Raw genomic sequence first — 15,896 nt, 5'->3', positions numbered from 1 at the left:
GCGCCGAGTGGCCGGCTGAAACCATCACTTTTCTCAGCACGGACTAGCCCCCTCTCCCTTCAGGGAGAGGGCTGGGGAGAGGGTTGCAGATTCCAATCACGCTCCGTAGCTAAACCTGACACTGCTGTTCGCGAGCAAGCTCGCTCCTACAAAAAGCAAAAAGCCAAAAAGCAAAGGGCCGGCACCAGGCCAGCCCCCTGCCCTCACCCCAGCGAACTCAGCGCTTGCTCACCAGGTCCTTCGGCAGCTTGAAGGTCCAGATCATCCCGCCCTGGTCCAGGTCCTTGATGCGCTTGGCCACCTCGCCGCCCCACAGTGGCACGGCGCCGCCCCAGCCGGAAAGCACGGTGACGTACTGCTCGCCGTCCATCTCCCAGGTGATCGGCGAGGCGATCACGCCCGAGCCGGTGTTGAACTCGTAGAGCTTCTTGCCGGTCTTGGCGTCGAAGGCCATCAGGTAGCCCTCGGGGTTGCCGGTGAACACCAGGTTGCCGTGGGTGGCCAGCACGCCGCCCCACAGCGGCGCGTAGTTCTCGTAGCGCCAGACCTGCTTGCCGGTCTTGGGGTCGATGGCGCGCAGCACGCCGATGTACTTCTCGTTCAGCGGCTTGATGGTGAAGCCGGCGCCCAGGTAGGCCGCGCCCTTCTTGTAGGTCACGTTCTCGTTCCACATGTCCATGCCCCACTCGTTGGAGGGCACGTAGAACAGGCCGGTGTCCTGGCTGTAGGCCATGGGCATCCAGTTCTTGCCGCCGAGGAACGACGGCGAGACGAACACCGAGGTGCCCTTGGTAGCGTCGCCCGGCGCGCCGGGGCGGTGGGCGTCGTCGTAGATCGGCCGGCCGTTCTCATCCAGGCCCTTGGCCCAGGTGACCTTGTCGACGAAGGGGAAGCCGCGGATGAACTTGCCGTTGGTGCGGTCCAGCACGTAGAAGAAACCGTTGCGGTCGGCGGTGGCCGCGGCCTTGATGGTCTTGCCGCCATCCTTGTAGTCGAAGGACACCAGCTCGTTGACGCCGTCGAAGTCCCAGCCGTCGTGGGGGGTGGTCTGGAAGTGCCACTTGATCGAGCCGTCCTCCGGGTTCAGCGCCAGGCGCGAGGAGGAGAACAGGTTGTCGCCCGGGCGCAGGTGCGAGTTCCACGGCGACGGGTTGCCGGTGCCGATGAACAGCGAATCGGTGCTCGGGTCGTAGTAGCCGCCCAGCCAGGGCGCGGCGCCGCCGGTCTTCCACAGGTCGCCCGGCCAGGTCTTGCCGGCCTCGCCGCCGGAGATGCCGTTCTCGATGGCCTTGCCGTCCTTGTACACGTAGCCCATGTGGCCTTCGACGGTCGGGCGGCTCCACAGCAGCTCGCCGTTGCTGGGGTCGTACGCCTCGATCTTGCCGACCACGCCGAACTCGCCGCCGGCCACGCCGGTGATCAGCTTGCCCTTGGCGATCAGCGGCGCGGCGGAGATGGAGTAGCCGGCCTTGTAGTCGGCCACGGTCTTCTTCCACACCACCTTGCCGGTGTCCTTGTTCAGCGCCACCAGCTTGGCGTCCAGGGTGCCGAAGATCACCAGGTCGCCGTACAGGGCCACGCCGCGGTTGATCACGTCGCAGCAGGGCATGATGCCGTCGGGCAGGCGCGCATCGTACTGCCAGAGCTTGCGCCCGGTGCGCGCGTCCACGGCGAACACCCGCGAGTAGGAGGCGGTGACGTACATCACGCCGTCCTTCACCAGCGGCTGGGCCTGCTGGCCGCGCTGCTTCTCGCCGCCGAACGACAATGCCCACACCGGGCGCAGCTCCTTGACGTTGTCGCTGTTGAGGGTCTTCAGCGGGCTGAAGCGCTGGCCCTGCTGGTTGATGCCGTTGACCACGATCTGGTCGGTGCGCTTGGCGCTGTCACTGATGTCCTGGTCGGTAACCGCGGCCTGGGCGCCCAGGCTGGCCAGGGCGAGTGCGGCGAAGAGCGCGCTGCGCGCGAAGGAAGGGGTGGGACCTGCATGTCTCATTGCGGCTACCTCTGCGGATTTGTTGTTGTACCCGGGAAGTTTTCCCGGTCTGCCGCAGATTCTTGGCCCGGTGCGGTGGGCCAACAATTGACCGCTTTACCGAATTCCCTAGTTCCTTGGTAGCAATACCCGAACCTCGGCGCAGGTGTAGGAGCGGGCCCTGCCCGCGATTCGCGCGCAGGGCGCGCTCCTACAGGGGGATACCGTGGCCCGGGGCAACGGCGTATAACCGCGAACGGTTATACGCCCTACGCGACTACGAAGGGCCGGGGCGGCTCATTGTTGGTCGATACGCGGCAGGGCCTGCTGCTCGTAGCGCGGGTACAGGTGGGTGACGCTGCGGATCAGCTCGTAGCGCGTCAGGCTGATGCCGGCGAAGCGTTCGGGGATGGGGGTGCGCAGCAGGTCGTTCATGTCCGCGCCTTCGCGGGTGCCTTCGCGCATCACGCCGTCGAGCCAGCCGAGGTAGTCGCGCATCTGGGCGAAAGGCCTGGTGTCTGTGGCGATGGGCCCGTGGCCGGGGACGATCAGCTTCCAGGGCAGCGCCTGCAGGGTATCGAGGTCGGCCAGCCAGACGTCCAGGCCGGGGCTGTTGGGCGTGGTCAGGGCGCGTTCGTAGAACACCAGGTCACCGGCGAACAGCACCCCGGTGGTCTCGTCGAGGATCGCCAGGTCCGCCCCGGTATGCCCGCGCAGGCCGAGCAGACGGAAACGATGCGTGCCGACCTGCAGCTCGCCCGGCTCCACCGCCTGCGTCGGCAACACCACCTCGGTGCCGCGCATCCAGTCGCCCACCAGGCGGTACATGTTCTCCGCCATGGCGTTGCCCTGCTCCTTCAGCAGCTTGCTGGTACCGGCCAGCGCGCCGATGGGCACGTCGGTGAAGGCCTGGTTGCCCAGCACGTGGTCCGGGTGGTGGTGGGTCAGCAGCACCTGCTTCACCGGCTTGCCGGTGGTCTGCTGGATGACCGCGCGCAGCGCCTCGCCATAGCGCCGCGAGGGGCCGGTGTCGATCACCAGGATGCCGTCGCCGGTGTCGATGAAGGCGACGTTGACGATGTTGCCGCCGTTGTCCTTGGCGAAGTTCCCGGTGCTGCCCTCCACCAGCCAGGTGCCGGCGGCGATCTGCCGGGGTTGCAGGTGGTACTGCAGGTCGGCGAGGACCTGGGTGCAGAGCAGCAGCAGGAAGGTCAGCAGGTAACGCATGGGCACCTCGCGGGCGGGCCGGCCGCCTCAGAGGGCGGCCTCGACCTCGTTGCCGTTGTTGTCGTGCAGGAACAGCCGCGCGTGGGGATGGCCGCGCAGTTCGAAGCTGAAGCTGGGGTTCTCGCTCACCGCCGGGAACAGGTCCAGGCGCGCCAACACCTCGCCCTCGGGCGTGCGCAGTTCGGCGTGGTCGAGGTAGAACTCCGGAATGCCGCCGACCAGGCCGTTGTCCATCGGGTGGTCCACCTTCAGGCGCAGGCGCGTGTTCGGCCCGCGGGAGAAGGCGCCGCCGTGCACCTGGCCCAGGCGCTGCTCCCAGCCGGCCTGGGCGCGCACCACGCTGGGCGCGGTGCAGCCGCCGCCGGCGGCGTCGACCCAGGCCGAGCCCACGCGCCACACACCGTCCTCGCCGCGCAGGGCGGCGCGGATGGCGGTGGCCTGCTCGATGCGGATGCGCACCGCCAGCAGCGCCTCCAGGTCCTTGCCCGGGTAGAGCGTCAGCACGTGGGGGATGGGGTTCAGCTCGGCCCACAGCACCAGGCGCTCGTAGCGCCCGGGCAGCTGCCGCGCGTCCACCTCCACCGGCACCTGCCGCGAGTCCTCGGCGAAGGGCGGCACGCTCAGCTTCACCCGCTCGTCGAAGACGAAGGGCTCGCCGCCGAGCAGGCGCTTGTGGTGGTAGTCCCACATCACCGAGGGCACCGGGTCGCCCTCCACCGCCGCGGCCAGCAGCGGCAGGCCGCACAGGCCCAACAGCAGGCTACGTCTGCGCATCCCTCCTCCTCGTGCTATTGCACGTCCTGGTACAGCCCCGGCAACTCGTAGCGCACGCCGTAGCCGGCGTACAGCTTGGCCAGCTCGCCGCTGCGCACCAGCTCCTCCAGCTCGCCGTCGAGGGCGTTGGACAGCTGGCGGTTGCTCTCGTGCACCGCCATGCCGATGTCCCAGTCCGGCTGGCCGAGGCTGGGGTAGGTGTTCTCGGCGTTCTTCAGCTGCTCGTCATGGGCCTGGGCGCGCATCCAGTCCAGCTCGCCGCGCAGCGCCATCACCGCGTCCACCTTGCCGCCGCGCATGGCGTCGAAGGCCGCCTGGGTGCTGGGGAAATGCACGGTCATGGCGCTGAGCTGGCCGCCCAGCACCGAGGTCAGGTAGAACGAGGGCACGCTGTCCAGCTCCACGCCGATGCGGTGCTCGCGGAACGCCGCGATGGTGTCCACCTGCGGCAGCCGGCGGGCGTCGTTGACCACCTGCCAGCGTTCGCGCTGGTAGGGGCCGAACATCACCACCTGGTCGTTGGCCAGCTCGCCGACGTCGTTGCGCTTGTTCGAGTAGTCGCGGTCGTAGGGTACCCGCAGCATCACGTCGGCGACCACGCCCGGGCGCAGGTAGTGGCCCTTCCAGATGAAGTTGCGCAGGTCGTCGTCCAGGCGCTCGCCGGGGATCACCCAGAGGAACTCCGCGCGCAGCCCCAGGCCCTGGGCCAGGCGCGTGGCCAGGTCGACGTCGATGCCGCGGGGCTGGCCGCCCTGCATGTAGCTGTAGGGCGGGAAGTTCTGGTAGACCGCCACCCGCAATACGCCGGAAGCGACCATGTCTTCGTAGGGCCGGACCTTGGCCTCGGCCTGCCCCAGCATCAGGAGCAGGCCGCACAGCAGGCTGAGCAGGCGCATGGCGGCGTCACTCGTCCACGTGGACGCTTTCCAGGTAGCTGCGAATCGCCCACAGGCCTTCCTGGCTGATGAAGTCGGCCATCTTCGGCATGTACACGGCGCCATCGCGCACCGCGCCGTTGATCACCCGCTCCTTGAACCACTCGTCGCCCTCGGCGCCCAGGTCGAGCTTGCGCAGGTCGGGGGCGATGCCGCCGGACTTGGCTTCCAGCCCGTGGCAGCGCGCGCAGTTCTGGTTGTAGGCGGAGGAGCCGATCTCCACCGCCAGCTTGTGGTTGGCGTAGGGCTCGCGGTACGGGTTGGTGTCGCGCCACTCCTTGCCCAGGGGCTCCAGGCCCTTGGTATCCACCGCTTGCGGGGTCACGTTGCCATGGGCCAGGGCCAGGGCCGAGACACTGAGGCCGGCCAGCACCAGCAGGCCGCGCAAGGAGTTCTTCTTGTTCATCACTTCATTCCTCTGGGGTAGGACAAGGCACGGGCGCCACCAGGGGGCGCTCCTCGACCATGTTAGGAAGCCCCGCCCGCGCCCCGAATGCTGCTTTGGATGCCCCCGCCTACTCCCTTCGTACTAGGGCGCAGGGCTGCCGCGCCAGGGCCTTCGGCAGCAAGCCCAAGTCATGCCCCGGCCGGGAACTTGTCCCGGCCGATGCGGGAGCTTTTCCGTTTCCGCCACCGCCGCCGGCTCCCACCATGGAACCGCCGCGGCCCGAGCAGCGGCCCGCCGTTTCTCGACCCAACACAAAAACGGGAACCCGAAGATGACAACAAGAACCTCACCCGCCTCTTCACCCAGCTCTGCCGGCCCCCTGCGCCTCGCCCTGCACGGCCTGACCCTCGCCATCGCCCTGGGCGCCGGCGGCGCGGCGCTGGCCAAGGACGTCAGCTGGGACGACATCGCCAACGACCACAAGACCACCGGCGACGTGCTGCAGTACGGCATGGGCACCAACGCCCAGCGCTGGAGCCCGCTCAGGCAGGTCAACGCCGACAACGTGTTCAAGCTGACCCCGGCCTGGTCCTACTCCTTCGGCGACGAGAAGCAGCGCGGCCAGGAATCCCAGGCCATCGTCAGCGACGGGGTGATCTACGTCACCGCCTCCTACTCGCGGCTGTTCGCCCTCGACGCCAGGACCGGCAAGCGCCTGTGGACCTACAACCACCGCCTGCCCGACGACATCCGCCCGTGCTGCGACGTGGTCAACCGCGGCGCCGCCATCTACGGCGACAAGATCTTCTTCGGCACCCTCGACGCCTCGGTCGTGGCGCTGAACAAGAACACCGGCAAGGTGGTATGGAAGAAGAAGTTCGGCGAACACGGCGCCGGCTACACCATGACCGGCGCGCCAACCATCGTGAAGGACCAGAAGACCGGCAAGGTGCTGCTCATCCACGGCAGCTCGGGCGACGAGTTCGGCGTGGTCGGCCGCCTGTTCGCCCGCGACCCGGACACCGGCGAGGAAATCTGGATGCGGCCCTTCGTCGAAGGCCACATGGGCCGCCTGAACGGCAAGGACAGCAGCGTCACCGGCAACGTCAAGGCGCCGTCCTGGCCGGACGACCCCAACTCCCCCACCGGCAAGGTCGAGTCCTGGAACCACGGCGGCGGCGCGCCCTGGCAGAGCGCCAGCTTCGACGCCGAGACCAACACCATCATCGTCGGCGCCGGCAACCCCGGCCCGTGGAACACCTGGGCGCGCACCGCCAAGGGCGGCAGCCCGCACGACTACGACAGCCTGTACACCTCCGGCCAGGTCGGCGTGGACCCGAGCACCGGCGAGGTGAAATGGTTCTACCAGCACACCCCGAACGACGCCTGGGACTTCTCCGGCAACAACGAGCTGGTGCTGTTCGACTACAAGGCCAAGGACGGCAAGATCGTCAAGGCCACCGCCCACGCCGACCGCAACGGCTTCTTCTACGTGGTGGACCGCAGCAACGGCAAGCTGCAGAACGCCTTCCCCTTCGTCGACAACATCACCTGGGCCAGCCACATCGACCTGAAGACCGGCCGCCCGGTGGAACGCGAAGGCCAGCGCCCGCCGCTGCCGGAACCGGGGCAGAAACACGGCAAGGCGGTGGAAGTCTCGCCGCCCTTCCTCGGCGGCAAGAACTGGAACCCCATGGCCTACAGCCAGGACACCGGCCTGTTCTACGTGCCGGCCAACCACTGGAAGGAGGACTACTGGACCGAGGAAGTCAGCTACACCAAGGGCAGCGCCTACCTGGGCATGGGCTTCCGCATCAAGCGCATGTACGACGACCACGTCGGCAGCCTGCGCGCCATGGACCCCACCAGCGGCAAGGTGGTGTGGGAACACAAGGAGCACCTGCCGCTGTGGGCCGGCGTGCTGGCCACCGCCGGCAACCTGGTGTTCACCGGCACCGGCGACGGCTTCCTCAAGGCCTTCGACGCGAAGAACGGCAAGGAGCTGTGGAAGTTCCAGACCGGCAGCGGCATCGTCTCCCCGCCCATCACCTGGGAACAGGACGGCGAGCAGTACATCGGCGTGACCGTCGGCTACGGCGGCGCCGTACCGCTGTGGGGCGGCGACATGGCCGACCTGACGCGCCCGGTGGCCCAGGGCGGTTCCTTCTGGGTGTTCAAGCTGCCCAGCTGGGACAACAAGACCGCCAGCCGCTGAGCCCATCGACCGCGCCCCCAGGGGCGCGGTTTTCCATGCCCCGGGAGAACGCCATGAAAACCACCACCCTGCTCGCCGCCCTGCTGCTGGCCGGCCCGGCCCACGCCAACGACGAATCCGCCGACACCGACGCCACCGTCATCGCCCACTGCCGCATAGAGCCCGGCAGCCAGTGCCCCGGCGCCGACCTGCGTGGCGCCGATCTGAAAGGCCAGGACCTCAGCCGCATGAACCTCGCCGGCGCGGACCTGTCGGGCGCCGACCTGCGCCACGCCACCCTGGACCTGGCCAACCTGGAAAAAGCCAACCTGCGCGGCGCCAACCTCACCCGCGCCAGCCTGCAACAAGCCAACCTGCGCGCCGCCGACCTCTCCGGCGCCAGCCTGGTGGCCATCCAGGCCTGGGGCCTGTTCGCCCAGGGCGCCCAATGGCAAGGCGCCGACCTCACCGCCGCCTACCTCGAATTCGCCCGCCTGAGCGGCGGCAAACTGCACCAGGCCAACCTGCGCGCGGCGGACCTGGAGATGACCTGGCTGTCCCGAGCGGACCTCAAGGGGGCGGATTTGCGCGATGCGAACCTGCAGGAGGTGAAGCTGGCGGAGGCGAACCTGGAGGATGCGGACCTGCGGGGCAGCAAGCCGAGGTTCGGGAATTTCCAGGGGACGAATATGCAGGGGTGCAAGGGCTGTCCCGGTGGCTGGGATTGAGCGCTACGCTCGGCACCGACTGTAGGAGCGAGCTTGTTCGCGAATGGGGTTTTCCGGTTAGAAACGTGTGCAAGCGTTGCTCCGTGCCCTCTTCTAACCAGAGGGGGAGCAACCAATTGGCGCATACCGCATCTTGTTCGTTGAGGGGAACAGACAAAACATCACCGAAAATCAATTCGGCAATACCTGCGTCTGCTCGAAGCCGTCATTAGGAAAAATCCTACACGACAGAGAGAAATGGCCGAGATGACTGCCAGCGATGTCCTTCCAGAATCAGGACATCTCCCCCTTACTCTAGGAACTGGCCATGCGTCCGCCTTCCGCGCTCAATCTGCAAACCCCTAGCCTTCATCGCACCATTGCCACGACGCTCTTGCGGCAGCTTGGCTATGCCACTGTCCTGGAGATGTCCGACGACGTTGTCGCGTTACGGCAAATGCGCGAGGCTGGAGGCGTGCACTTGCTGCTCTGTGATCTGCGCGTCAACCCTGCTGCGCGACTGGACTTCCTCCAGGCCGTTGCGCGCGAGCGGCTGACCCATGGCGTGGCCATCATTGGCGAACTGGCGAAGGGCACCTGGCCGGCACTCGCCAAACTGCTGCGCCTTCAAGGTTTGCAAGTAATGCACTTGAGCAACGAGACAGCGACCCATGATCAGATGGCTGCCTTGCTCGATGGTTTCCCCAGGCACGGTCTGGACTTGCCGGGTCTACCCACGCTCCAGGAAATTCCCTCCGAGCACGAAGTGATTGCAGCCTTGAGTCGAGGCGAGATACGTCCGGCGATGCAACCCAAGTTTTCCCTGAAGACCGGCGGCATCGCTGGCTTCGAAGTCCTGGCGCGCTGGCAACGAGCATACGACGATATCCTCCTACCCGGCCATTTCCTACCGGCACTGCGCCGCCAGGGGTTGCTTGATGCGCTGTTATTTTCCCTGATAGATCAGGCAGCAAGTGTGTTACAGGCTTATGGCGGCCGCCACTTTCACTTTGCGTTCAACCTGGAAGCTGCACAACTGGCGCAACCCGGTTTCGCGGTGCGAGTATCCCATTGCCTGGCGCGCCTTGGTATCGATCCACGACACATCACTTTCGAACTGAGCGAAATGGGCAGCATTCAGATGCCGACGTTTTGCCTCAAGAACCTGCTACGCCTACGTACGATTGGTTGTGGGCTGGCCATCGACGACTTCGGCTCCGACCAGTCCACACTCGAACGTCTGGTTGAGCTGCCATTCACCGAAATGAAACTGAACGCGCGCTTCCTTGATGATCTAGAGGAGAATCCCCGCCGCAGAGCGGTGCTATCCGGCACCCTCGCTCTCGGCCGAGCGTTGGGCCTGCCGGTAGTGGCCCAAGGCGTGGAATGCAAGAGCCAGTTTCAACACTTGCAGCAGTTGGGTTGTGAAATAGCGCAGGGGCACTACCTCTGCAAGCCGGTCATGGGGCACGCACTGACTCGCCTGCTGCACAGGGAAGCGCCAGGCATGCTCGTCGAGAACCTGCCTGCCCCCACCGACCTGATGGGTTCGCGTTGGCATGTCCGTAGCGATGCCTGGCAGCCGGGCACCTGCCTATACGGCCAGTGAGGAACGCCGCATGGCCAGCAAGGCACTACGCATCCTGATCGCTGATAGCCGGCACCATCAGCTGTTACTGGTGGAGCGCCTGCTCAACCAGCTGGGCTACCACCGCATCGCCACGGCTTCATCCTTGGAAGAAGCGCAGATATTGGGCCGCTGCGGCCATCCCTTCGATGTGCTGATCATCAATGGTCCGCTCATCGCCAGCAGGTCACTCGATCGCATGTTCCTGGCCGGCGTGTGCCTGAACGGATTGATCTACCAGGGCCAGTTCCTGCCGGAACAGTTTGTCCCCCTCCCCCCAGAAGGCACCTGCATATGCCTCCCTGGCTCCCTGGAGCTCCCCGATCTCAGGGCATTCATGGGACGGGTCGATCCTCAAGCGGCACGTCATATCGAGCGGCGCCTCGCTCTGCAGCCCTGACGCCGACCTGTCAGCGTCCGCCTCCATCCGGTGGACGCCGCCACGCACGAACACCGCGAAATGATGCGGCACTTGCCCCGCCAGATGATCGATGACGCGCTGGGCGCACATGCCTCATGAGCGCTTTGCCGGTGTCGAACCGGGCCTGCCCAGCATCAGCATCCGGCGCTGCTGCCGAATATCATGATCGGGCGGACTTCATAGGCGCCAAGAAATAGCTTATTTCCGAACCGAAGACGCGTGCCTTTGAAACAAAGCGCCCAATGAGGGCGCTATGTATTCTCCGCACAAATATTCGAAGGCAAGGCGATATCCGGTCGGAACGTCTGGAATCAATTGATCCGAGCGATCTCGCTGTGCCTCAGTAATAGATCAACTGGACCACCATGGTCGCTTCGAACGGCCCCACCCGGGGATCGCCCAGAGAAACCACACTGGCGCTGAAGGGCACATCGATGCGATTTATATCCGCGGCAAAATTGGCCAACGGGAAAGGCTCGTTGATCGGCACCAAGTTGCTGTGCCTATCCCGGATCTGGATACCGAACTGACTGTCACCCGCCGGCAGGACGGTGTAATCCCCATGTTGGTTCGCAGTGACGAAGGTCGCGCCGATGTTGATGGCGCTACTGCACTTCTTCTCCAGCGCCAAGCTGAAGGGCTTTGTCGGTTGGGGTGGCGAGAAACCAGTGGTGGTCTTCTGGATTACACCAAAATCGACGGTGCCCGGTTCCGGAGTCACGGTCACATCGACCGTGCAGGCCGTGCCGACAATGTTCTGCAGGCCCGTGAGCTGGAAACGGAAATTGCCGAAAGGGTTGCTCGGGCCGCCGTTTAGCCCGTACAAACCGTCGAACTGGAATACGTCGTAGGTATCCTGCGATGGGCGTTGCAACGGCAGGAGTCCGCGCTTGCGGATCACCACCTGGAACGCAATGGTCGGGTACACCTCCGAGCAACTCATATCCCCTGTTCCAGCCGCGCTGGGACAGCCGCGCGAGATGAAACCACTGTTCACGCCCTGGGTCGGGTTGGCGCTCCAGTCGCCATCCCAGGCCGTCACTCGCTTGTACACCAGGCCGAACTCGATTCCCCAGGAAGTGGCATCAAGTCCGGCGGGGTTGCCGTAGAAGTAGATAGGATCATCTTCGGCAAAGTGCTGGTCGTAGGCTTTCCAGCACTTGGCCGGCACGACATGGGTCCTCGACCGCCAGATGATAGTTCCATCCGGTACAGTGTCCGGCACCGAGACCGGGCCGATCGCCTCCCTCAGGTAGGTGCCGCCATCCATCGACTTGCACTGCATCGAAAAGGACGCCTGCGAAAGAGCCAGCAACAAGGCAGTGAGGCAGAGTTTGATCCAGCGACGGTATTTCATGGGTTCTCCGCCTTGCACTGGATTGCCGAGCAGGTGAACGGGGTATCGGTCTGGCCGCCGAAGTCATTCATGTGGGACACCCGCAGCGTAGTGATCGATGTGCTGGCTAGCGCAAACCGGGCAGAGCCATGGGGATCGATCATGACAGCCTCGATCGGCAGCCTCCTCTTCTCCTCGCCCGCCAACAGGCCGACCACGGTGATATGGAAAGGCGTCGGGTTGGCGACCAGCAATTGCTTGCCGGCATGGTCGATTTTGATTTCCAGCCCTCGCGCGACATCCTGACCACGCTCACGCTTTACCGAAGCCGGGCGGTAGAACAGCTTTATCTTCGATTGCAACGCGATCTGTATCGAGTTGGCCGCATCGCTCTTGGGTGGAATCTCCCGCACGTTGAGGTAGAACACCGACTCCCTGTCCGCGGGCAAGGCCGTTTCCGGCAACTTGACGATTCGAATCATGCTGCGCTCATTGGCCTCGATGCGTTGCAGGGGCGGCAGCACCATAAAGGGGCTGGTGATCCTTTTGCCCTGCTCGTTTTCGATCCAGGACTGCACCACGAACGGCAACTGCGGATTCTTGTTGCTGAGGGTGACGCTGACTGCTTGAGAGCCCTCCTCGAAAATGACACGCGTGCGATCTGGCATCACAGCGGCCTGGGCCAGCAATGGGGCAAGGAAAGCGGCCATCAGGCCGCTACGAAGCGCCTGATGGCGCAGAATGAAAGCATGGGACATGAATGGCTCTCCAAATTGAGCGATTGAGAAAGGACACAGCCTGCCTAGCGGCATGGCAGCGGTCTGGCAACGTTGGTCATGCTGGCCTCTTCCGGCAATTCAGCCAGCGTGCAACTGCCCGCATTTCCCCAACGGGCTACCAGCTCCGCCCCCACCTTCGCCCCGAGCAGGTAGACCACCCCCTCTTCACCCACGATGCCCACCTCCTTGCTGGTCTGTTTGTCCTGGACCGAGGCGCCGAAGGGCACAGCCCTGCCATTGGCCTGGGTCAGCGCGACATAGGCGTTTCGACCGCGCCCTGTGGTGAAGTTGACGTAGCCGATGGCTCCCTCGGTCAGCGCCAGGCGTTGCACCGGGTTGCTCACATCGATGTCCAGCGGCAGCTTTTCCATGTTCACGCGGGCCTCATAGGCCTGGAACGAGGGCAATCCGTCCATGACCGCGTAACCCCGGGCATCGGAGCGTGTCTGCCCGCCAAAGGCCACATCCGGCACGCCATCGGTGGAAACCAATAACCGCGTATCGCCGTTGGAACCGTTCCCATGAGCCGACACCCCATGGCGCGTAGCCACCAGCGAGCTGTCGACCTCAGCTGTGAAGGAGCGGTAAGTATTGCCATCGGTAGTAACAGACGCGTTTGCCCTGTAGATGGAGCCGCGCTTGGCCACATAAGCGTTGGCGTACTTGTTGTCGCCTATGCCGCCATAGAGCTGGTAGCTCAGCCCGTCGCCATAGTCGTGGCTATAGCCGACGCTGGTTGAGGAAGAGCTGGAACTGGAGTGCTGTACGTTGCTCGACATGATCGAACTGCTACTCAAGGGAATACTCACGCTCAGGAGTATCTGCGAGTCGTTGTTCTGTGAGTTCTTCGTCTGGAAAGCCGACAGGTTGACGTTGACGTTTTTGAGCTTGCCTACCGAGAAACTGCGCGCCAGGGACAAACCAAAACGATCCGTGGACGGCACATCCCAGTAAGTTGAGTGATCATAGGAAAGGCTTGCAGAGAGCCAGGAGAAATGTTTAGCGAGCATCACCGAGTAACGCTGCTTGCTCGAATTCAGCGAGTAAGACTCGGGGTCGCCGACAAACTGAGAGAAGTTGGTGAAGGTCCGATCCGAAAAGCGGTAGCCGAGAAAGCGCAGGTCGGTGTCGATGGCGTCGAAACGCTTGGAATAGTTAAGCCGATAAGAGTTGCCCACCCTCGTCTTGTCGTTCCAGCGCAGCTTCGCACGGGAGTTGGTTACATCCGCAGACAGCGCGCCGAACGCGCCAAGGTCCTTGCCGATGCCCACGGCGCTGGACAGGTAGTCCTGCGCCGCCAGCATGCCGCCATACATGGTTACGTCCCTGGGCAGGCCATAGGCAAACTCCGAGGCGATGAAGTTCGGCTCGATGCCGCCGCTGCCGGTCAAGCGCGGCTGGCCGGCCGATACCTTGTAGCGCAACTCACCCTCGCGAGAGAGAAACGGGACAGCTGCGGTGGTGACGGTGAAGGCCTGTTCGGTGCCATCCTCTTCACGCACCGTCACATCCAGAGTGCCCTGCACGCTACTGCTCAGGTCCTGGATACTGAAGGCGCCCGGCGTCACCGTGGTTGAATACAGCACGCGCCCTTGCTGGGAAACCGTGACCGTCGCATTGGTGCGTGCCAGCCCACTGATCAGCGGCGCGTAGCCGCGCAGATTGGGCGGCAGCATGCGGTCATCACTGCTCAGACTTACACCACGCAGGGCGAAGGTGTCGAAGATGTCCGAGTTAAGGTAGTCCTCACCCACCGACAGCTTCGAGCGGATCGAGGGTAGCGCTCGGTAGGCGTATAAACGGTTAAGTTGGAAACCTTGGTCGTTGAACGTATTGTCCTGGCCGCCACTTTCCTGCTGAGCCTGGTAGTCCGCTCGAACTCTCCACGCATCGATATTCAGGCCGGCGGTGCCATAGCTCTGAAGGAGGGTGGAATCACCTGAGGCGCTGGAAGCGGTGGATTGGCGATGGTTGGCTATGACCCGGTAATCCAGCAGAGCACCGTCGAGGCCATTGCTCCAGGCCGCCGGCGGCATGTAACTCGGATCATCATATTCGAGCGAGGCCTGGGGCAGGCTGATGGAGAGTCGACCGAGGTTCTGCTCGTATCTGACAGTGGCGCCGTCGATGGCGCGCACGTCCATGCACTGGCCGCCCGCCAAGCGCGGCAACGTCTTGAGCAGTTCGGCCTTGAGGCCAAACATAGCCACCAGTTCTTCCGGCAGGCAAGCGTAGCTGCTCTGCCCATCATCGCTGCTCCTGAACTCAATGGAGCGTGTTCCGAAGTAACGTTGGTTCACCATGATATCCAGCAGGTAACTTCCCGGCTCCGCGTATTGGGCCCGGGCAAATTTCTCTAGGCTTACACCGTCGTTATCATCAATGTTCAGGAACTCCGAATTGAATTCCACCGCACACGAATAACGCGCACAGGAAATCAACACGCAAGACAAAAGAAGTTTGCGACGACGCACGAAAACCACCTGTTGATCCGGAAGAAGACAAACAAGAAAAAAGGGGCTACCGCCCCTTTTTTCTACAACAGCCGATAAGGGCGGATTAGTTGTAAGCGACGGTGAAGTTGGCGACGCTGTCGGCCTCACCGGTGGTGACGTTCGCTGCGGTGGCTTCGTACATGGCGGCGAAGCTGACGGTATTGGTGCCGTCCTGCAGGACTACCGGGGCAACCTGCTCCTTGCCGTTCTCCAGCATTTCGCCAGCGCTGGCCTGCAGACGGATACCTACGTTCTTGGCCAAGCCAGTGGTGGCGAACAGAGCAGGAACCGCAGGGTCCTGCACGCCACTGAAGGTGAAGCGGGCGTTCTTTTGGGTGGTGGTATCGCACTCGGTCAGCACGATGTCGAACTTGGTCGGAGTGGAACGATCACCAACGGCCTTGAACTGGCTGGCCGGAACCTGCCCCAGGGACACAGTCTGGTCCAGGGACTTGGCATCGATACCGCAAGCGCCGGAGACGATCTCACCGATAAAGCGCACGGTGCCCGGGTTACCACTGGCCGGGGTGGCAGCATTTGCGAAGGTGGTCAGCCCCATGACGACGGAAGCGGCAGAAATAGCAACGAACTTTTTCATTGAATGGCATCTCAATAGATAGTTGTTTGTCTTGCGCCAGCCGTCCTGCGTCCATACTTCGCACCACCCGCCTCTGTCCTATCAGAGACATCGCCCCCTCTCCCACTTCAGATCGCATCGATTACTTATCCGATTCAGCTGTATGTAGGAAAAGCTTGCAGGCAATGAACTTGTTGAACGCCAGACATGTCTGACGCAGGAGCCATGTTGCTCAATGCCATCCTCCAGAAATGTCAGATAAATCCCCGCGACTCGTAGGACATTTCCCAGCGAAGACCATGATGTTTTTCGTTCGGCTTGATATCGCGGTGACGACGCGCACACCTCGGCAATGGGACCCACCCTCCCCTGGCTACCCCTTGCATCAACATGAAGCTGGCACCCGAACAGAGCGATGAGTCCCCGTATGAGACCGATCGAGCAGTTCACACAGCCATTAC

General features: G+C 63.8%; 13 protein-coding genes. 4 read left to right on the top strand and 9 right to left on the bottom strand.

Annotated elements, in window-relative coordinates; genetic code table 11:
- Positions 1–217: 217 nt before the first annotated feature.
- From CHC02_RS15285 to pedF, 5 genes are all read right to left on the bottom strand, one after another.
- Positions 218–1,996, bottom strand: coding sequence for a methanol/ethanol family PQQ-dependent dehydrogenase (locus CHC02_RS15285; protein WP_089392306.1), 1,779 nt, complete (start codon positions 1,994–1,996; stop codon positions 218–220).
- Positions 1,997–2,272: 276 nt separating this feature from the next.
- The gene (locus CHC02_RS15280) at positions 2,273–3,202 is read right to left on the bottom strand and encodes a quinoprotein relay system zinc metallohydrolase 1 (RefSeq protein WP_089392305.1); all 930 of its coding nucleotides are present in this window, start codon (positions 3,200–3,202) and stop codon (positions 2,273–2,275) included.
- A 27-nt stretch (positions 3,203–3,229) separates the two neighbouring features.
- Complete coding sequence (locus tag CHC02_RS15275) at positions 3,230–3,976, bottom strand: quinoprotein dehydrogenase-associated SoxYZ-like carrier (RefSeq protein WP_089392304.1); 747 nt, start codon at positions 3,974–3,976, stop codon at positions 3,230–3,232.
- 14 nt (positions 3,977–3,990) lie between these two features.
- On the bottom strand, positions 3,991–4,872 hold the full coding sequence (locus CHC02_RS15270) for a substrate-binding periplasmic protein (RefSeq protein ID WP_089392303.1): 882 nt from the start codon (positions 4,870–4,872) through the stop codon (positions 3,991–3,993).
- Positions 4,873–4,879: 7 nt separating this feature from the next.
- A complete protein-coding gene (pedF, locus tag CHC02_RS15265; protein WP_009622924.1) occupies positions 4,880–5,317 on the bottom strand; it encodes a cytochrome c-550 PedF in 438 nt (145 codons plus the stop codon).
- A 313-nt stretch (positions 5,318–5,630) separates the two neighbouring features.
- Here pedF and exaA point away from each other — a divergent pair, with 313 nt between their 5' ends.
- The 4 genes from exaA to CHC02_RS15245 all read left to right on the top strand — a co-directional run bounded on the left by exaA (position 5,631) and on the right by CHC02_RS15245 (position 10,227).
- On the top strand, positions 5,631–7,514 hold the full coding sequence (gene exaA / locus CHC02_RS15260) for a quinoprotein ethanol dehydrogenase (protein ID WP_089392302.1): 1,884 nt from the start codon (positions 5,631–5,633) through the stop codon (positions 7,512–7,514).
- A 53-nt stretch (positions 7,515–7,567) separates the two neighbouring features.
- Complete coding sequence (locus CHC02_RS15255; RefSeq protein ID WP_089392301.1) at positions 7,568–8,221, top strand: pentapeptide repeat-containing protein; 654 nt, start codon at positions 7,568–7,570, stop codon at positions 8,219–8,221.
- A gap of 307 nt (positions 8,222–8,528) precedes the next feature.
- Entirely contained in the window at positions 8,529–9,809 is a 1,281-nt protein-coding gene (locus CHC02_RS15250; protein WP_089392300.1) for an EAL domain-containing response regulator, read from the top strand.
- 10 nt (positions 9,810–9,819) lie between these two features.
- Positions 9,820–10,227, top strand: a complete 408-nt coding sequence (locus CHC02_RS15245) for an ANTAR domain-containing protein (RefSeq protein WP_089392299.1) — start codon at positions 9,820–9,822, stop codon at positions 10,225–10,227.
- 361 nt (positions 10,228–10,588) lie between these two features.
- Here the strand turns inward: CHC02_RS15245 and CHC02_RS15240 are convergent, their stop codons facing one another.
- The 4 genes from CHC02_RS15240 to CHC02_RS15225 form a co-directional block, all read right to left on the bottom strand.
- Positions 10,589–11,605: a fimbrial protein gene (locus CHC02_RS15240; RefSeq protein ID WP_089392298.1), complete on the bottom strand. Its 1,017-nt coding sequence runs from the start codon at positions 11,603–11,605 to the stop codon at positions 10,589–10,591.
- Complete coding sequence (locus CHC02_RS15235; RefSeq protein ID WP_167364802.1) at positions 11,602–12,342, bottom strand: fimbrial biogenesis chaperone; 741 nt, start codon at positions 12,340–12,342, stop codon at positions 11,602–11,604. Before CHC02_RS15235 ends, CHC02_RS15240 begins: the two co-directional genes overlap by 4 nt.
- A 44-nt stretch (positions 12,343–12,386) precedes the next feature.
- The gene (locus tag CHC02_RS15230) at positions 12,387–14,837 is read right to left on the bottom strand and encodes a fimbria/pilus outer membrane usher protein (protein WP_244160931.1); all 2,451 of its coding nucleotides are present in this window, start codon (positions 14,835–14,837) and stop codon (positions 12,387–12,389) included.
- A gap of 85 nt (positions 14,838–14,922) precedes the next feature.
- Positions 14,923–15,456: a fimbrial protein gene (locus CHC02_RS15225; protein WP_089392297.1), complete on the bottom strand. Its 534-nt coding sequence runs from the start codon at positions 15,454–15,456 to the stop codon at positions 14,923–14,925.
- Positions 15,457–15,896 lie beyond the last annotated feature (440 nt).

This window comes from Pseudomonas delhiensis (assembly GCF_900187975.1).
In the GTDB taxonomy this organism is placed as follows: Bacteria; Pseudomonadota; Gammaproteobacteria; order Pseudomonadales; family Pseudomonadaceae; genus Pseudomonas; species Pseudomonas delhiensis.
The sequence above is the reverse complement of the archived record's forward strand: the minus strand, read 5'-3'. Positions and strand labels throughout refer to the sequence as shown.

Excerpts from the sequence above, each read along its gene's own strand:
- CHC02_RS15225 (WP_089392297.1), bottom strand. The coding sequence starts at position 15,456 with ATGAAAAAGTTCGTTGCTATTTCTGCCGCTTCCGTCGTCATGGGGCTG.
- CHC02_RS15240 (WP_089392298.1), bottom strand. The coding sequence starts at position 11,605 with ATGAAATACCGTCGCTGGATCAAACTCTGCCTCACTGCCTTGTTGCTG.
- CHC02_RS15250 (WP_089392300.1), top strand. The coding sequence starts at position 8,529 with ATGCGTCCGCCTTCCGCGCTCAATCTGCAAACCCCTAGCCTTCATCGC.
- CHC02_RS15270 (WP_089392303.1), bottom strand. The coding sequence starts at position 4,872 with ATGCGCCTGCTCAGCCTGCTGTGCGGCCTGCTCCTGATGCTGGGGCAG.
- CHC02_RS15255 (WP_089392301.1), top strand. The coding sequence starts at position 7,568 with ATGAAAACCACCACCCTGCTCGCCGCCCTGCTGCTGGCCGGCCCGGCC.
- CHC02_RS15285 (WP_089392306.1), bottom strand. The coding sequence starts at position 1,996 with ATGAGACATGCAGGTCCCACCCCTTCCTTCGCGCGCAGCGCGCTCTTC.
- CHC02_RS15235 (WP_167364802.1), bottom strand. The coding sequence starts at position 12,342 with ATGTCCCATGCTTTCATTCTGCGCCATCAGGCGCTTCGTAGCGGCCTG.
- pedF (WP_009622924.1), bottom strand. The coding sequence starts at position 5,317 with ATGAACAAGAAGAACTCCTTGCGCGGCCTGCTGGTGCTGGCCGGCCTC.
- CHC02_RS15245 (WP_089392299.1), top strand. The coding sequence starts at position 9,820 with ATGGCCAGCAAGGCACTACGCATCCTGATCGCTGATAGCCGGCACCAT.
- exaA (WP_089392302.1), top strand. The coding sequence starts at position 5,631 with ATGACAACAAGAACCTCACCCGCCTCTTCACCCAGCTCTGCCGGCCCC.
- CHC02_RS15280 (WP_089392305.1), bottom strand. The coding sequence starts at position 3,202 with ATGCGTTACCTGCTGACCTTCCTGCTGCTGCTCTGCACCCAGGTCCTC.
- CHC02_RS15275 (WP_089392304.1), bottom strand. The coding sequence starts at position 3,976 with ATGCGCAGACGTAGCCTGCTGTTGGGCCTGTGCGGCCTGCCGCTGCTG.